This is a genomic window from Rhizobium sp. AC27/96, assembly GCF_001692325.1.
Classification (GTDB): Bacteria; Pseudomonadota; Alphaproteobacteria; order Rhizobiales; family Rhizobiaceae; genus Rhizobium.
The window spans coordinates 115424-132215 of record NZ_LXKN01000001.1 but is presented as its reverse complement, the minus strand read 5'-3'; the positions used below and the strand labels follow the sequence as shown (position 1 = coordinate 132215).

At 60.2% G+C, this 16792-nt stretch carries 20 protein-coding genes; 4 read left to right on the top strand and 16 right to left on the bottom strand.

The genetic code is table 11. The features are described 5' to 3' along the window. Positions 1–6: 6 nt before the first annotated feature. The 8 genes from A6U86_RS00630 to A6U86_RS35995 form a co-directional block, all read right to left on the bottom strand. Positions 7–633: an FMN-dependent NADH-azoreductase gene (locus A6U86_RS00630; RefSeq protein WP_068384936.1), complete on the bottom strand. Its 627-nt coding sequence runs from the start codon at positions 631–633 to the stop codon at positions 7–9. Then, positions 630–1067, bottom strand: a complete 438-nt coding sequence (locus A6U86_RS00625) for a GNAT family N-acetyltransferase (protein ID WP_068384933.1) — start codon at positions 1065–1067, stop codon at positions 630–632. The genes A6U86_RS00630 and A6U86_RS00625 overlap by 4 nt, the downstream gene beginning before the upstream one ends. Positions 1068–1207: 140 nt before the next feature. Further along, entirely contained in the window at positions 1208–1648 is a 441-nt protein-coding gene (rnhA, locus tag A6U86_RS00620) for a ribonuclease HI (RefSeq protein WP_068384929.1), read from the bottom strand. Continuing rightward, positions 1645–2610 carry a homoserine kinase gene (locus A6U86_RS00615; protein WP_068384926.1) on the bottom strand — a complete coding sequence of 322 codons (966 nt, stop codon included), beginning with the start codon at positions 2608–2610 and terminating at the stop codon, positions 1645–1647. Before A6U86_RS00615 ends, rnhA begins: the two co-directional genes overlap by 4 nt. Positions 2611–2806: 196 nt before the next feature. After that, positions 2807–3814: a 4-hydroxy-3-methylbut-2-enyl diphosphate reductase gene (gene ispH, locus A6U86_RS00610; protein ID WP_068384923.1), complete on the bottom strand. Its 1008-nt coding sequence runs from the start codon at positions 3812–3814 to the stop codon at positions 2807–2809. Between the two features lie 161 nt (positions 3815–3975). After that, a complete protein-coding gene (locus A6U86_RS00605) occupies positions 3976–4737 on the bottom strand; it encodes an SURF1 family protein (RefSeq protein WP_068384920.1) in 762 nt (253 codons plus the stop codon). Further along, positions 4730–5149 carry a DUF983 domain-containing protein gene (locus A6U86_RS00600; RefSeq protein ID WP_068384917.1) on the bottom strand — a complete coding sequence of 140 codons (420 nt, stop codon included), beginning with the start codon at positions 5147–5149 and terminating at the stop codon, positions 4730–4732. Before A6U86_RS00600 ends, A6U86_RS00605 begins: the two co-directional genes overlap by 8 nt. Continuing rightward, positions 5146–5277: a hypothetical protein gene (locus tag A6U86_RS35995; protein ID WP_275507227.1), complete on the bottom strand. Its 132-nt coding sequence runs from the start codon at positions 5275–5277 to the stop codon at positions 5146–5148. Before A6U86_RS35995 ends, A6U86_RS00600 begins: the two co-directional genes overlap by 4 nt. Positions 5278–5295: 18 nt before the next feature. Here A6U86_RS35995 and A6U86_RS00595 point away from each other — a divergent pair, with 18 nt between their 5' ends. Next, on the top strand, positions 5296–6000 hold the full coding sequence (locus A6U86_RS00595) for a chloramphenicol phosphotransferase CPT family protein (RefSeq protein WP_068384914.1): 705 nt from the start codon (positions 5296–5298) through the stop codon (positions 5998–6000). 9 nt (positions 6001–6009) lie between these two features. On the opposite strand, the gene A6U86_RS00590 is transcribed toward A6U86_RS00595, so the two are convergent. The 6 genes from A6U86_RS00590 to coxB all read right to left on the bottom strand — a co-directional run bounded on the left by A6U86_RS00590 (position 6010) and on the right by coxB (position 11325). Further along, complete coding sequence (locus tag A6U86_RS00590; protein ID WP_068384911.1) at positions 6010–6888, bottom strand: cytochrome c oxidase subunit 3; 879 nt, start codon at positions 6886–6888, stop codon at positions 6010–6012. A 63-nt stretch (positions 6889–6951) separates the two neighbouring features. After that, positions 6952–7563: a cytochrome c oxidase assembly protein gene (locus tag A6U86_RS00585; RefSeq protein ID WP_068384908.1), complete on the bottom strand. Its 612-nt coding sequence runs from the start codon at positions 7561–7563 to the stop codon at positions 6952–6954. Positions 7564–7572: 9 nt separating this feature from the next. After that, the gene (locus A6U86_RS35095) at positions 7573–7713 is read right to left on the bottom strand and encodes a hypothetical protein (RefSeq protein ID WP_169055456.1); all 141 of its coding nucleotides are present in this window, start codon (positions 7711–7713) and stop codon (positions 7573–7575) included. Continuing rightward, complete coding sequence (locus tag A6U86_RS00580; protein WP_068384905.1) at positions 7710–8669, bottom strand: heme o synthase; 960 nt, start codon at positions 8667–8669, stop codon at positions 7710–7712. The genes A6U86_RS35095 and A6U86_RS00580 overlap by 4 nt, the downstream gene beginning before the upstream one ends. Positions 8670–8727: 58 nt before the next feature. Beyond that, positions 8728–10422 carry a cytochrome c oxidase subunit I gene (gene ctaD / locus A6U86_RS00575; RefSeq protein WP_068384903.1) on the bottom strand — a complete coding sequence of 565 codons (1695 nt, stop codon included), beginning with the start codon at positions 10420–10422 and terminating at the stop codon, positions 8728–8730. 12 nt (positions 10423–10434) lie between these two features. Then, on the bottom strand, positions 10435–11325 hold the full coding sequence (coxB, locus tag A6U86_RS00570) for a cytochrome c oxidase subunit II (RefSeq protein WP_068384901.1): 891 nt from the start codon (positions 11323–11325) through the stop codon (positions 10435–10437). 339 nt (positions 11326–11664) lie between these two features. On the opposite strand from coxB, the gene A6U86_RS00565 reads away from it, so the two are divergent. Together A6U86_RS00565 and tldD are read left to right on the top strand one after the other, a co-directional pair. After that, complete coding sequence (locus tag A6U86_RS00565) at positions 11665–12285, top strand: invasion associated locus B family protein (protein ID WP_068387607.1); 621 nt, start codon at positions 11665–11667, stop codon at positions 12283–12285. Positions 12286–12348: 63 nt separating this feature from the next. Then, entirely contained in the window at positions 12349–13764 is a 1416-nt protein-coding gene (gene tldD, locus A6U86_RS00560; RefSeq protein WP_068384899.1) for a metalloprotease TldD, read from the top strand. A 13-nt stretch (positions 13765–13777) separates the two neighbouring features. Here the strand turns inward: tldD and A6U86_RS00555 are convergent, their stop codons facing one another. Beyond that, positions 13778–14083: a pyrophosphatase gene (locus tag A6U86_RS00555; protein ID WP_068384896.1), complete on the bottom strand. Its 306-nt coding sequence runs from the start codon at positions 14081–14083 to the stop codon at positions 13778–13780. A gap of 108 nt (positions 14084–14191) precedes the next feature. Next, positions 14192–15481: a D-alanyl-D-alanine carboxypeptidase family protein gene (locus tag A6U86_RS00550; RefSeq protein WP_068384892.1), complete on the bottom strand. Its 1290-nt coding sequence runs from the start codon at positions 15479–15481 to the stop codon at positions 14192–14194. A gap of 231 nt (positions 15482–15712) precedes the next feature. On the opposite strand from A6U86_RS00550, the gene A6U86_RS00545 reads away from it, so the two are divergent. Beyond that, the gene (locus A6U86_RS00545; RefSeq protein WP_068384891.1) at positions 15713–16771 is read left to right on the top strand and encodes a polysaccharide deacetylase family protein; all 1059 of its coding nucleotides are present in this window, start codon (positions 15713–15715) and stop codon (positions 16769–16771) included. Positions 16772–16792: the final 21 nt, after the last annotated feature.

The window sequence follows — 16792 nt, the reverse complement described above, 5'->3', positions numbered from 1 at the left end:
CCACGCCTACGATCCCGTGACGGCAGAGGTTAGCCCGAAGACAGGATTGGCGGCAAGCTGCCGGTTGCCGAGCGCGAGAGCCTCGGTTGCTAGATCTGCTACCGCCAATCCCTGCAGACGAATGAACTGCACGTTTGTGATGCCGATCGTCGCCAGCACATGGGCAAAATAGGGCGAGAGATAATCGGGTTGTCGGGCACGCGGACCATCATGAGCGCCACCGGAACCCACAACGACAAGCGTCGGGCGATCCTCGAGAAGGCCGACCTTGTAGCCATCCCGATAGGTGAAAGTGCGGCCGGCACGCAGCACATAATCGATCCAGAGCTTCAGCGATGCCGGTACCGAAAAATTATGCATTGGCGTCGCGACGATCAGATAATTGCAGGCCTCGATTTCTTGAATCAGTGTTTCCGATTCCGCGAAGGCAGGCAGATGATGTTCCGCGCGTTGGACGATGGCATCGGCATAGTGCTCGGTGATCGGCGACGGGCACATGACCGAGAGATCGCGTTCGACCAGTCTGATGTCCGGCTCGGCATCGAGCAGATTGTCGGCCGCCTTCCTTCCCAGCTCATAGCTGCGCGAAGCAGATCCAAGGGGGCTGGCGTTCAGAAGCAAGATGGTCTTCATGCACTTGCTTCCTTCAAGATCTGGCTGAAATGCAGACCGCGCGCCAGGAGCCCGTTGCGGAAATAGAAGCGCTGGGCCAGCGAATTGCCAAGCCCGGTGTCGAGCACCAGCATGGCTCTGCCGTCGGCCTTGGCCAGTTCGCGGACGTGATCGATCAGCTCTGCACCGAATCTGGACCGCTGGCAGGATTGGCGCACGACGAGATCGTCGACATAGGTGAACCGCCCATAGATCAGGTTTTCGAGATGACGGTAACCTGCCAGCCCCGACAGCGCGCCATCCTGCCAGACGCCCAGCAGCCGATAGCCATCCTGCTGCTGGCGCTGGACGCGTTGACGATAAATGTCGGGGTCTTCGATATGCGGGCGCAGTTCGCGCATGACCGCGAAGCTCTCCGCAATATCCTCTGCGTTTTCGATATGCCTGAAATTCATGTTTGGCTCTCGCTGAATGGGGACCGGCAAAATCTACGCCGCCCATGACCCGCTCAACAGGACCAAAAATCGACAAATGGACTGGGCCATTGGCCCGCCTCACAAGCGCGGCCAGTGCCCCTCTCGTCCAGAACCGAGACCTATTTCTTCTTGAAAGGCTCCATGCCCTTGCGTGCCAGTTCGTCCGCCCGTTCATTTTCCGGGTGGCCGGCATGGCCCTTGACCCAGTGGAGCGTCACCTTGTGGCGATTATAGGCTTCATCCAGCGCCTGCCACAGCTCGGCATTTTTCACCGGTTTCTTGTCCGCGGTCTTCCAGCCGTTCTTCTTCCAGCCGAAGATCCACTTGGTAATGCCGTCCTTGACGTAGACGCTGTCGGTGTAAAGATCGACTTCGCAGGGGCTTTTCAGCGCGGAGAGCGACGAAATCGCCGCCAGCAGCTCCATGCGATTGTTGGTGGTGTCAGCCTCGCCGCCGGACAGTTCCTTTTCCACATCGCCATAGCGAAGCACCGCGCCCCAGCCGCCCGGGCCGGGATTGCCGGAGCAGGCTCCATCGGTAAAGATATCGACGTGCTTCATGCCTTCAGCCCGTATTCGGCTGATGAGGCGATCTGACGGTGGAAGCGCAGCTTGCGGAGATATTCGAGCGGGTCCTTCTTGGTGACCATGGCGCCGGCCGGCGTCGTCAGCCAGTCATAGAGGCGGGTCAGGAAGAAGCGCAGCGCCGAGCCGCGCGCCAGCGTCGGGAGTGCAGCGATTTCGGCGGCGCTCAGCGGCCGCACGCTCTGATAGCCCTCGAGCAGCGCCATGCCCTTGGTGATGTTGTAGGCGTGATCCTTCTCGAAGCACCAGGCATTGAGGCAGATCGAAACATCGTAGGCGAGCTGATCGTTGCAGGCGAAATAGAAATCGATCAGACCGGATAGCGCGTCGCCGAGAAAGAAGACATTGTCCGGGAAGAGATCGGCGTGGATGACGCCGTCGGGCAGATCCTTCGGCCAATGCTGCCCAAGGAAATCGAGCTCACCGCGGATCTCGTCCTGCAGCCCGGCCTCGACTTCATCGGCGCGCGCCTCGGACTTTTCCCAAAGCCCCTGCCAGCCATCGAGCGACAAGGCGTTCGGGCGGCGGATCTCGAAACCTTCGCTGGCGACATGCATAGCCGCCAGCGCCTTGCCGACTTCGCGGCAATGATTGGCATCGGGCTTGCGCAGCCACATGCCTTCGAGAAAGGAAATCAGCGCGGCCGGCCGACCGGAGAGATGGCCGAGCAATTCGCCATCCTTGCGCGGCAGCGGCAGCGGGCAGGACAGACCCCGGCTCGACAGGTGCTGCATCAGCCCCAGGAAAAACGGCAGGTCGCCCTTGTCGACTCGCTTTTCATAGAGCGTCAGGATCAGCGGATCGCGCGTGGTGTGCAGCAGGAAGTTCGAATTCTCGACGCCCTCGGCAATGCCCTTGTAGGAGAGAAGTTCGCCAACGTCGTATTCCGTCAGGAACCACTTCAAATCGTCTTCGGTAATATCGGTATAAACAGCCACGAAACATTCCCTTGATACACGCTGGCGCCGTAACCGCCCGCCCTCCTGGTTCGAGACGGCCCTTAGGGCCTCCTCACCATGAGGGCTGATCTCTTGAGCGCCCGGCGACGAAACTCTCTCCGCCTCATCCTGAAGTCCCTTGCCGATTGAGCGTCAACGCAAGCGGCTAGGCCTCGAAGGACGAGGGGGCCCTTCCTCAATCCCCGTTGACGAAAGCCATGTCCGCCGTCGTCAACTCGATGCTGCGCAGCTCGCGATTGACGAGGAAATTCTCGGTTTCCTTGACCGTTTCGGCGAGCTCCACGACGGCATTGTAGCGAGCGCGGAACGCTTCGATGATCTCGTTGACGATGACTTCTGGCGCAGATGCACCAGCCGAGAGACCGACCGTCTTGATGTCGCCGATATTGTCCCAATCGATTTCCGAAGCGCGCTGAACGAGCACGGATTTCGTCGCCCCTGCCCTTAGCGCCACTTCGACGAGCCGCTTGGAGTTCGAGGAATTCGGCGCGCCGACGACGATGAAGAGATCGCAGCCGGGAGCTGCCTGCTTGACGACTTCCTGGCGATTGGTCGTCGCGTAACAGATCGAGTCGGCGGCGGGCGCCGTCAGGTTCGGAAAACGCTCCTGCAACCGCGCGATAACGCCGGCGGTATCATCGACCGAGAGCGTCGTCTGCGTAACGAAACCGAGATTGTCGGGATCAACCGGTTCGTAGACATCGGCATCTTCCACCGTCTCGATCAGCGAAACGGCGCCTTCCGGCAACTGCCCCATGGTGCCGATCACTTCCGGATGGCCGGCGTGGCCAATGAGGACGACATGACGACCGAGCCGGTTGTGGCGCATGGCCTGCTTGTGCACCTTGGAGACCAGCGGGCAGGTAGCGTCGAGATAAAAGAGATTGCGCGCATCGGCGTCGGCCGGCACGGCCTTCGGTACGCCATGGGCGGAAAAGACCACCGGCTGGGCGCGGTGCTCGGCCGGAATTTCGTCCAGCTCTTCCACGAAGATGGCGCCCTTGGCCTCCAGCCCCTCGACCACGTAGCGATTGTGCACGATCTCGTGGCGGACATAGACAGGCGCGCCATAGGCCTTCAGCGCCAGCACGACGATCTGGATGGCGCGATCGACGCCGGCGCAAAAGCCGCGCGGCCCGCAAAGCCGGATGGTCAGGTCAGGTTTGGAAACGGCTATGTTCATGTCTCTTCCGAAATGCGCGGCGGGGGCTCAGCCATGGATAGGTATGCCCTGCCGCCTGCTCCATTGAGTCCGCATGATCTTATCCAAAAACCGCTGCGCACTTTTGGGATCATGCTCTAGCCGAATATTCCATCGAAATGAAGCTATTCTATTGCATGCCTCTATTGTGAGGGTGCATCCGGGTGGTGTTTGCGCCACCAGGAGATCGCGACGATGGCAACAAGCGCTACCGCGAGGCCGTACCAAGTCACGGCATATTGCAGGTGGCTATTCGGCAGGTCGATGATGGTGACGCCGCCGATCGGCAGGCCGGCGGGATTCGGCGTCTTGTCGGCATCGATGAAGAATGGCAGGACCTTGTCCTTCGGCAGTCCGACGCTGGACGCCATCGCATCCAGATCCCGCCAGAAGAATATGTTCTTGCCGAGATCATTATCCGGCATGCCCGAGGGCTGCTCGGTGAGCTTGGCGCGCGCAAGGCCGGTCACCGTCTGCTCGCCGGTCAACTGCCCCTGCTTTCGCATTTCCGGCTCTTTCGCGTCAGATGGCACAAAGCCCCTGTTGACGAAGACGAAGCGGCCATCGGCAAGCTGCAGAGGCGTATAGATGTGAAAGCCCGGCTCCTCTCCATAGGTGGAGAGAAAATCGCGTTCCTTGTTGTTGAGATAGTGGCCGGTGACGGTCACCACGCGATATTCGATGTCTCCCCCGGATGAGGCCATCGCCTCGATCGCCGATAGCGGCACGGCGGGCGCATCCTTGCGCGCGGCAATGTCGGCCAGCAGGCCTTCCTTCCAGTGCAACCGCTGCACCTGCCAGGTGCCCAACCCCACAAGGATCACGAGCACGGCGAGCAGGATCAGCGCCTTGAGGACCTGCCACAAAGGATTGGAGCGGCGAACCGGCAAGGCAGCCTCAGTCATGACTGATCCGCCCTTCGCTGGCCTTGTTGCGGTATTGCAGCGCGATCAGAATGCCCTTGCACCAGCGCAGAGACAGCAGCGACAGGATGATGGTCAGCGGCGCAAACAGCACTATGTAGACCCAGACCGGTGGCGCGTAGTTGATCTGTGTCCACAGGACCAGACCAATGACGATGAAACCGACGATCAGGATGACAAAGACCGCCGGGCCATCGCCCGCATCGGCAAAGGCATAATCGAGATCGCAGGCGGAACAGCGCGGCTTTATCGACAACAATCCGTCGAAGAGCTTGCCATGGCCGCACCGCGGGCAACAGCCCTGGAAGCCCACCTTGAACGGATCGACGGGCGCAAAGAGGGCGCTGTCATCATGGGGCGTTTCGCTGGGGTTCTTGTCTTGCTCTGAGGTCAAAATTCGGTCTCGATCAGCCTGCCATTGCGGGCGAGCATGATGGTCTCGTCCCTGTCACAATCAGTAGCCGCGATGCGCCAATCCGTCCAATCGAAAAGCTCGTACACCGCATCCGTGTCCGAATACATCCGAAAGGGAACTGCCTCATGCAACAAAGCCAAGGCCTAGGCGACGGCCGTATCATCATCCTGAACGGCGCGCCACGATCCGGAAAGAGCAGCATCGTCGAGGTGATTCAGGCTGGATTTGACGGCGTATGGGTCAATCTCGGTGTCGACGTCTATGTCCGCCATGCCACGCCGCTGCGCTATCGTCCGGGCATCGGCCTGCGCCCCGGCGGCGAACGGCCTGATCTCGAGCCGCTGATTCCGCGCTTTTATGCCGCACTCTATGCCTCGATCGCCGCACATAGCCGCCTCGGCCTCAACGTCGTCGCCGAGTTCGGACATCATGACGCCTATTCGCGCCCGCTAAACATTCTCTCTGATTGCGCCAAACGGTTAGCGGGATTGCCGACACTCTTTGTCGGCGTGCGCTGCTCGCTCGATGTGGTGATGCAGCGCCGGCTGGCAGAAGGCCCGGAGAGGCAAGGAACTTATATTCCGGTCAGCTCGGACATGGCGGTTCCGGCACCGGTGCTTGCCTGGCAGGAACAGGTGCACCAACCGGGGATTTACGATCTGGAAGTCGATACCTCGGCGAATAGCCCGCAGGCATGCGCGGAAGAGATCAGGCAAGCCTTTGATCGTGGCATTCCCAGCCCATCGGCATTCGAACGGCTGGCGGTCCACACCGCTTCAACAAAAAAGCGGGCAACAAGTGCCCGCCTTTCATTGCAAGAGGATGATTGACGATCAGCCTTAACCCGCCGCGAGCGGCGCACCCCAGCTGCCCCAGATGTAGATGGCGAAGAACAGGAACAGCCAGACGACGTCGACGAAATGCCAGTACCAGGCCGCCGCCTCGAAGCCGAAATGCTGCTTCGGGGTGAAATCGCCCTTGATAGCGCGAATGAGGCAGACCAGCAGGAAGATCGTACCGATCAACACGTGGAAACCGTGGAAACCAGTCGCCATGAAGAAGGTCGCACCATAGATCGAGTTTTTGAACGCGAAGGGCGCGTGCGCATACTCATAGGCCTGTACGCAGGAGAACAGGGCGCCAAGCACGACAGTGAGCGTCAGACCCTGGATCAGGCCCTTGCGATCGCCATGCAGCAGCGCATGGTGCGCCCAGGTGACCGTTGTGCCGGAGAGCAGCAGGATGATGGTGTTGTAGATCGGCAGGTGCCAGGGATCGAGAACCTCGACACCCTTCGGCGGAAACTGGCCGCCGAGGAAGGCCGTTCGCGATGCCTGGATCGCCTCGTTCGGGAACAGGCTGACGTCGAAATAGGCCCAGAACCAGGCGACGAAGAACATCACTTCAGAAGCGATGAACATGATCATGCCGTAGCGCAGGTGCAGTGACACCACCCGCGTATGGGCACCCTCATGCGCTTCCTTGATCGTATCCGACCACCAGCCGTACATGACGTAGAGGACCACAGCCAGGCCGATGAAGAAAAGCCACGGATGCGCCCAATCCACGCCGAACAGATGCAGTGCGCTGCCATTCAGGTAGCGCATGAATCCGACACCACCGAAGGTGAGCACGAATGCCCCGATGGCCGCGACGATCGGCCAGGGGCTGGGATCGATAATGTGATAGTCGTGTTTCTTCTGATGCGCTTCGGCCATGTCAGCAATCCCCGAATAACTTTTTCCCATATTGCTCCCGGTCAAACCGAAAAGCACTCTCCATCAAAGTTTCTTTTCAACGGCCTGTACCGTGCCTTCATTCGACGCCACGGGCTTTGCGCCTTCCCGTGGGTAGAATGTGTAGGACAGTGTCAGCGCATTGATCGTCTTGGTTTCTACAGCCTTGGTGATCTCAGGATCGACATAGAAAACCACCGACATCTCGCGCTTTTCCCCAGGCCCAAGATCCGTTTCGTTGAAGCAGAAGCACTGGACCTTGTTGAAATAGACACCAGCCTCCAGCGGCGTGACGTTGAAGATCGCCTGGCCACGCTCCGTCTTGTCGGACCTGTTCTCGATCTCAAACTTAACCTCGACCGTCTCGCCGATCTTGGGGCTCACCGATTTCTGCAGCGGCTTGAAATCCCAGGGCAAGCCCGGCGCGACATTGGCGTCGAAGGAAACCTGGATCGGCTTGTCGAGAATGACATTGGACACCTGTTCGACGCGCTGCGTCGTGCCGTTATAGCCCGTCACCTGGCAGAACATGCGGTAGAGCGGCACGGCAGCGGCGCACATGACGCTCATGCCGATGACGAAGCTCAGGCACATGGCGACGACCAGCCCGTTGTTACGGCCGCCCGTTCTTGTGCTTTTCACTGCCCCCTCCTCCATCACGCCTCCTCAAACGTGTCCGGTGCCGACCTTGATGATGGTGATCGCGTAAAACAGGACCACCAGGCCGGCCAACACCAATCCGAGCGCGATATTACGCCCTCGCCGCGATTTCTTCTGCGCTTCCGTCAATTTGACAAGCTCGATCATAGCCAGCCTCCAACGCCAGCCGACATCAGCACGGCGACGAGCCTGTCGATAAGCAGCGCGGAGAAGATCGCAAAGAGATAGAAGATGGAATAGGCGAAAAGCTTCTTTGCCGGCACCATCTTTTCGTCGCCATCGGCCATCCGCCAGACGGCGATGGAACAGTGTACGAAAATCAAACCGAGTGCGGCGGCGGCGACACCGTAACCCACACTCGCAAAGCCCATGAAAGCCGGCACGACGCCGAAGATGGCGGTCAGCACAGCATAGACGACGATCTGGTTCTTCGTCGTCGGGATGCCCGACACGTTCGGCAGCATCGGGACTCCGACGGCCTCGTAGTCGCGCATCTTGAAGAGCGCCAGCGCCCAGAAATGCGCCGGCGTCCAGAGAAAGATGATCAGGAAGAGCACGATGCTCTCGATCGACACGCTTCCGGTGACGCAAGCCCAGCCGATAACCGGCGGGAAAGCACCGGCGGCACCACCGATGACGATGTTCTGCGGCGTCGAGCGCTTCAGCCACATCGTGTAGATGACGGCATAGAAGAAGATCGTAAAGGCGAGAATGCCGGCGGAAAGCCAGTTGATGGCAAGCCCGAGGATCACCACCGAGAAGCCCGACAGCACCAGGCCGAACGCCAGAGCCTCGGATGGGTTGATGCGGCCCGACGGTATCGGCCGGCGCGCCGTACGGCTCATCACGGCATCGATATCGGCGTCGTACCACATGTTCAGCGCGCCTGATGCACCGGCACCCACCGCAATGCAGAGAATGGCGATGAAACCGAGAACCGGATTGATATGGCCGGGCGCCAGCACCAGGCCGGTAAAAGCCGTGAAGACGACCAGCGACATCACGCGCGGCTTCAGAAGCTCGAAATAATCGCGTGCACTCGCTTCCGACAGGCCGGTATCGCCTTGCTCCGCGAGCGCTTCGTGATTGTCGATGACCGTCATTCTTTCTTCCAATTACCAGTTAAGCCGGACGCCGCTCAGCACGGCGTCCGGAAACAGATTACTTGATGCGCGGCAGCTCTTCCCACTGGTGGTGCGGAGGCGGCGAAGTCAGCTGCCATTCCAGTGTGGTTGCGCCTTCGCCCCAGGGGTTGTTGCCTGCGACGCGCTTCTTGGCGAAAGCATCTATAACGCCCCAGAAGAAGAAGCAAAGGCCTACGGCTGCGACATAGGAGCCGATGGAGGAGACGAAGTTCCATCCCGCATAGGCATCCGGATAGTCGATGTAGCGACGCGGCATGCCGGCACGACCGAGGAAGTGCTGCGGGAAGAACACCATGTTCACACCGATGAAGGTGATCCAGAAGTGCCAGTTGCCGATCCGCTCGCTGTACATGTAGCCGGTCATCTTCGGGAACCAGTAGTACCAGGCCGCGAAGATGGCGAAGACGGCGCCGAGCGACAGCACGTAATGGAAGTGCGCCACGACGAAGTAGGTCGCATGCAGTTCACGGTCGAGGCCGGCATTGGCGAGCTGGACGCCGGTAACGCCGCCGAGCGTGAACAGGAAGATGAAGCCGAGCGCCCAGATCATCGGCGTGCGGAACTCGATGGAACCGCCCCACATGGTCGCGATCCACGAGAAGATCTTAACGCCCGTCGGCACGGCGATGACCATCGTGGCAAACACGAAGTAGCGCTGCGTGTCGAGCGAGAGGCCCGTCACATACATGTGGTGAGCCCAGACCACGAAGCCGACCGCACCGATCGCCACCATGGCGTAGGCCATGCCGAGATAGCCGAAGATCGGCTTGCGCGAGAAGGTGGAGATGATGTGGCTGATCATGCCGAAACCGGGCAGGATCAGGATGTAGACTTCCGGGTGACCGAAGAACCAGAACAGGTGCTGGTAGAGCAACGGATCGCCGCCGCCTTCCGGCGAGAAGAAGGTCGTGCCGAAGTTGCGGTCGGTGAGCAGCATGGTGATCGCGCCGGCAAGAACGGGCAGCGACAGCAGCAGCAGGAACGCGGTGATCAGCACCGACCAGGCAAAAAGCGGCATCTTGTGCAGCGTCATGCCCGGAGCGCGCATGTTGAGAATGGTGGTGATGAAGTTGATGGCACCCAGGATCGAGGAGGCGCCTGCAAGGTGCAGCGCGAAGATCACCAGATCGATCGCGGGGCCTGGATGGCCGGCTATCCCTGACAAGGGCGCGTACATCGTCCAGCCTGCACCCGCACCGTAGGCACCCGCGGGGCCTTCGACGAACATCGAGAGGATGAGCAGCAGGAAGGCTGGAACGATAAGCCAGAAGGAAATGTTGTTCAGACGCGGGAACGCCATGTCAGGCGCGCCGATCATGATCGGCACCATCCAGTTGGCGAAACCGCCGATCATCGCCGGCATGACCATGAAGAAGATCATGATCAGCGCGTGGGCGGTGACGAAGACGTTGTACATCTGCTTGCCGCCATCGATGGAGGCATCGCCGGAATAGCCATAAACCATCGACGCCAGACCGCTGAAGATCTGGATGCCGGGCTCCTGCAATTCCATGCGGATGGCAACGGACAGAAGGAAGCCGATCACGCCCGCGATAATCGCGAAGATCAGATAGAGCGTGCCGATGTCCTTGTGATTCGTCGAAAACAGCCAGCGATTGGCAAAGCTTGGTGTGTGAGCGTGATGATCATCATGCGCATGTGCGTCCTGAAGATCGTGCGAGTGATCGTCGTGTGCCTTGGATCCAGCCATTGTTCCTACCCCTTACTTCGCCGTGTTTTCGGCGACCTTGACGGCTGCCGGTTGGTCGACGGCGGCCATCAGAGACTTGTTCGCCTTGTTGAGATCAGTCGCAGCGGTCGTGAGCCATTGCTTGTACTGATCCTCCGAGACGACCCGGATGGCGATCGGCATGAACGAGTGGTCCTTGCCGCAGAGCTCGGAACACTGCCCGTAGAACAAGCCCTCGCGGTCAGCCTTGAACCAGGTCTCGTTCAGACGGCCCGGAATGGCATCGATTCTGACGCCGAAGGACGGCATGGCAAAGGAATGGATGACGTCGGTCGGTGCGGCCGTGACGAGAACGCGAACATTCTTGCCGACAGGCACCACCATCTCGTTATCGACGGCGAGAAGCCGCGGATATTTGGATTTGTCTTCCTTGCCGGCCGCTGCGCGATCCGGCTCCTTCAGCATGAACGAATCAAAAGCGAGCGGCGTCGCGCCGCTACCCTCATATTCGTAGTTCCACTGCCATTGCGTCGCCGTTGCCTTGACGGTCACATCCGTCTGCTCCGGGAATGTCAGCTGGGCTGTGAGGAGGTTGAAGGAGGGAATTGCCAGGAACAGAAGAATAAGTACCGGACCGATGGTCCAGATGACTTCGATCAGCGTGTTGTGGCTCGTCTTTGATGGCACCGGGTTCTTGGAAGCGCGGAACTTCACCATGACGACCAGCAGGAGGACGAGAACAAGCAGCGTGATAGGAATGACAAACCAAAGCGTGTATGCCTCAAACCAGCGGATTTGATGCATATTGCCGGTTGCCGCCTCCTGCATACCGGTTTCCCAAGGTCTCGGCTGATCGGCATAGCTGCCTGTTGCAAAAAGCAGACAGATCAGAGCCGTCAGAGCCGCGTAAGCTCTCTTAATCACGATGTCTCTCCCTCCAGCGTTTGATCCCAGATCAACCTCAAACGCAGTATCCCTACATTCCATTGCGCTTCAAACCACAGTTTGGGGTACTCCGCAACAACTCCCGCCATTTGTTAGTGCGGCATTTTTGCGCTGATATATTCCCCCTTTTGCCAGCCGGACATGGCAAGCATTTCATCATCATACGAAAAATTGCATCGTGGTCCATGGCGCCGGCCGGACAAAATGGAGTACATGTCGTATTTCCGCCGTAGTCGATTGGAATCCAGCACGCGGGGCTTTTCATTTGCCGGCCTGGGCTTCAACAATATCGGCACTGATTCGAATCTAGAGGTTTCCATGGGTTTTCGTTCCCTCGCCCGGCTTTGGCTTGTTACCGGCAGCATCGCTGCTTCGGTCGCAGCACCCGCATGGGCGCAACAAGCGCAACAGACTCAGCCCGCGCAGCAGACCCAACAGCTACAGCCGCAGCAGCAAGGCCAGCCGCAACCTCATACGCAGCAGGTTCCGACCAGCCAGGTTCCACAACCTCCGGGCACGGTTCGCTCCAGCCATGGCGCGTGGTCCGTCGTCTGCGACAAGCCGGCCGGCGCTTCGAGCGAACAATGCGCCCTGATGCAGAATGTCATCGCCGAAGATCGTCCGGAAATCGGCCTTTCCGTCGTCGTCTTGAAGACTGCCGACCGCAAGTCGAAGATCCTGCGCGTGCTCGCCCCGCTCGGCGTGCTGCTGCCAAACGGCCTCGGCCTAAATATCGACGGCAAGGATATTGGCCGCGCATACTTCGTGCGCTGCTTCGCCGATGGCTGCTACGCCGAGGTGGTTCTTGAGGACGAGCTGCTGAAGACGCTGCGCAGCGGCGCCAGCGCCACCTTCATCGTCTTCCAGTCACCAGAAGAAGGCATTGGCATTCCTGTGGACTTGAAGGGCTTTGCCGAGGGCTACGACGCCCTTCCCTGACAGAATGGGCTTGCTCTTGCGCCGTGCGAATCCTACATCGGCTCTGAACGGAGCACCTGACCCATGAATACCGATCTCCTTACTCTTTTCGACACGGACGAAGCCAAGCTGCGCAGCATCGTCGCCGAGGCGCTTTCGGGTGCCGATGACGGCGAACTGTTCGTCGAGCACGTCCAGGCGGAATCGCTGACATTCGACAATGGCCGGATGAAGGGCGGAAGTTTCAATACCGAGCAGGGGTTCGGTCTTCGCGCAGTTGCCGGGGAAGCCGTGGGCTATGCGCATGCGGGCGATCTCTCGGAAGCGGCGTTGAAGCGCGCCGCCGATGCCGTGCGCGCTGTGACCGCAGGCTACACGGGCTCCTATGCAGCTGCGCCGCAGCGCACGAACAAGGTGCTCTACAGCGACGAGAACCCGATCGGCGCTCCGACATTCGAGGAAAAGGCGACGCTGCTCCAGCAGATCGACAGCTACCTGCGCGACAAGGACGACAAGGTGCGCCAGGTGACGGCGACGATCGGCGCAAGCTGGCAGGTGGTCGACATTCTTCGTGCCGATGGCCATCGCGTCCGCGATATCAGGCCGATGACGCGCATCAACATTTCCGTGGTCGTCGGTGACGGCGACCGACAGGAATCCGGTTCCTTCGGCACCGGTGGACGTATCGGTTTCGGCGATTTCATCACGCAGGAAGACTGGCGTCGCGGCGCCGACGAAGCCTTGCGCCAGGCGCTCGTCAATCTCGAGGCGATCGATGCTCCCGCCGGCACGATGGATGTCGTGCTTGGCTCCGGCTGGCCGGGTGTCATGCTGCACGAGGCTGTCGGACACGGGCTGGAAGGCGATTTCAACCGCAAGAAGACCTCGGCCTTCGCCGGCCTACTGGGCCAGATGGTTGCAGCACCGGGCGTCACCGTTGTCGACGACGGTACGATCGAAAGCCGCCGTGGCTCCATCACGGTAGACGATGAAGGCACGCCTTCGGCCTATAATGTGTTGATCGAGAACGGCAAGCTGGCCGGCTATATGCAGGACCGGCAGAATGCCCGCCTGATGGGCATGAAAGCCACCGGAAACGGCCGCCGTCAGGGCTATGCCCATACGCCGATGCCGCGCATGACCAACACCTACATGCTCGGCGGCGACAAGACGCCGGAAGAGATCATCGCCTCGGTGAAGAAGGGCGTCTATGCCGTTTCCTTCGGCGGAGGCCAGGTGGACATCACGTCAGGCAAGTTCGTCTTCGGCTGCACCGAGGCCTATCTCATCGAGAACGGCAAGATCGGCGCGCCGATCAAGGGCGCCATGCTGATCGGCAACGGGCCTGAGGCCATGAAGCGAGTGTCGATGATCGGCAACGACATGAAGCTCGATACGGGCATTGGCAATTGCGGCAAGGCGGGCCAATGGGTTCCCGTCGGCGTCGGCCAGCCGCATCTGAGGATGGATCAGGTAACGGTGGGCGGCACGAAGGCCTAAACCGCTTCTTCCTTCAATCTGCAGGACGAAAGCGCCACTTGCGCTCTATCGCAGCGGCGAGATCGAGATGGTTTCGCTGTGCGAACAGAAGGATATGGCCGAGCACATCGGCCGTCTCATCCGCCAGCGCCGTTGCCAATTGCTCGTCGCTCATGCCCTTGCGACGGCCGCGGCCTGTCGTCCTGTTCCACATCTGCGTGAGTTCACCCATTTCCTCCTGAAGCTTGAGGACGAACCAATCGTCGTCACGCTCCAGGCCGTTTTCGGCGGCGTAGGTGGCCGAGGCCGTTTCGAACTGCTGCATCAGATCGGATAACATCAAAATCGTTCCCTTTACGTTCCGGGCATTAGTGAACGATTCCCTGCAAAAAGTCGAGCCGGCGGAGTTGTGTCTCCGCCGGCTCGACTTTTCAAATTCTCGATATGCTCAGCCCTTGTTCGGCAGCATCATGCAATCGAAATCCTTGCGCTTAAGCGCGGCGCAGGCGGAGCTTGCATCGTAACGGGTGGAGAAACCGACGAAGCGGGCACGATAGACCGTGTTGCCGCCCTTGCCGAAGGCCTCCGTATAGGGCGAAGCATTGGCAAGCGCGTTGCCGGCCTTGGACTTTGCCGCGGACAGCAGATCCTTCGCAGCCTGCGCGGTCGGGGTCGCGGCGATCTGCACCTGCCAGCCGCCTGATGCAGCCGGCTTGCCGGCATTCATGATTTCGTCCATCGCGACGGGACGGTCCATCGGCACGGTGACGTTCGAGGTCGCGGCATAGGCCAGCGGGACGACCGGAGCGACGTCCGGACGCTTGCGTGTCGTAGCCGTCGTCTGTGCGTCGATATCCACGGCGACATCGTCCGAAGCTGATGCCACTTCGATCTGCTTCGTCCTGATATTGCCGACGCTCGCGACAAGCCGCGACGTCGAAACCGAGCTTGCCTTCGGCACATTGCGATCGAGCAGCGACGCCATGAGGGCATCACGGCCGCGCGCGGTTGCGCCGCCCATGACGACGCCGATCACACGACGGTTGCCATCGCGCACGGCGCTGACGATGTTGAAGCCGGAAGCATTGGTGTAGCCGGTCTTGATGCCGTCCATGCCCTGATAGCGATACATAAGATTGTTATGCCCGCGCACTGGCCGGCCGCGATAGTTGAAGCTTGCCTGCGAGAAGAGCCGGTATTCCTGGGGATAGTTATTGATCAGGGCGACCGCAAGCGTCGACATATCGCGGGCAGTGGTCACCTGCTGCATGTTCGGAAGGCCCGAAGCGTTCATGAACACGGTACGGCGCATGCCGAGTTCGCGCGCCTTCTGCGTCATCAGCCGCGCGGCACCGCTTTCGCTGCCGCCGAGAGCTTCGCCCATCGCAGCGGCCGCATCATTGGCGGACTTGATGATCATGCCGTCGACAGCTTCGCGTACGGTCACCGTACCACCCGGCTTCAGACCCAATTTCGTCGGGGGCTTGGCCGCAGCAGCGCTCGATACCGGGATCCGGGTGTTCCAGCTCAGCTTGCCGCGATGGATCGCCTCGAAGGTCAGGTAGAGCGTCATCATCTTGGTCAGCGATGCCGGATGGTTGAGATCATCCGCATTGCTCGATGCCAGAACCTTGCCGGTCTTGGCATCCATGATGAAGTAGGCGCTGCCGGCGAAACTCGCCACAGGTGCGCTCACGAGCAAGACGGCCGCAGACAGGGCCATCAATAGTCTTTTCATAATCGTCCCCAACCGAAACAAATGCCAAACACACCGCATCAATCCCTGTGCGATTATGCGACAAAAAAACCTTATACCGGTGCGATATTGAGGCAACAGCCTCGATAGTTCTCTAATTTTGCCTTTCCTGGTAAAATAACTATTAACGCATTGGAAATTATGGCAAAGATTCAGTAAGGTTTAACGCAGGATGCGGTAGAGCGTTGGCAGTCGTCAACCGGATCGATCCGTATGGAACAGGGCATAAAGGCCCGCCTGAAGCGTAGCGTGATCTCCAGCGGGCTGGAAGCCGCCGCAATTCTCAAAGGCGCCGGCCTGATGCGGGATGTCGCCGGCGCGGGCGCCATATTTACGCTTCACCATGTCCGCCCTGCCCTCCCCCGCCGCTTTGCTCCCAATGCGCATCTTGAGGTTTCGCCCGATTTTCTCGACCATGCCATCGCCCGCTTGCGCAAGGATGGCTACGAGTTCATCTCGCTTGATGCACTGCCGGCGCGCATCGCAAACGCTCGGGGTAAACCGCCATTCGTCGCCTTCACGCTCGACGACGGCAACCGCGACAATCGCGACCATGCCCTGCCGGTCTTTGCCCGTCACAATGCGCCCTTCACGATCTTCGTTGCGCAGGGCCTTTCGGAGCGAACGCACAGCCTGTGGTGGGAAACGCTGGCCGAACTGCTGGACCGGCTGGATCGGCTGACATTCGATTTCGGTGCCGGAGAGGAATTCCTGCCGCTCGGCAAGACCAGCCAGAAGCAGGCGGCATTTTCGCGTTTCGCCGCATTCGTTCATGGTAATGACGAAAGCGATGCCGTCGGCCGGATCGACGAGCTTGCCAGGCGGCATGGTCTCGAACCGCTCGACATTGTCAGCGCATCGATCATGGATCGGGCCGAATTGCGAGAGCTTGCCGGCCATCCGCTCGTCTCGCTCGGCGCACATACCGTCAGCCATCGGGCCCTGGCGCGGCTCCCTGAAGCAGAAGCCGCGGCCGAAATGGCGCTTTCGGCCGATTACGTCGCCGGCATCACCGGCAAGCGGCCGGCCAACTTCGCCTATCCCTATGGCACCAACCAAGCGGTCTCGGCGCGCGAGGGCAGGCTTGCAACGGAACTCGGCTTCCAGGTCGGCGTCACGACGCGGCCTGGAACGATCACGGCAGCGAGCGGCAACGCTCCTACCCTCTTGCCGAGGCTATCTCTGAACGGTCACTACCAGAAGGCACGTTATGCCTCGGCGCTCGCCTCCGGCATACCGACGCGATTGATGGGACGCCGGGAAACCACCTAGCGCCCCAGAGACAGCCTGGGC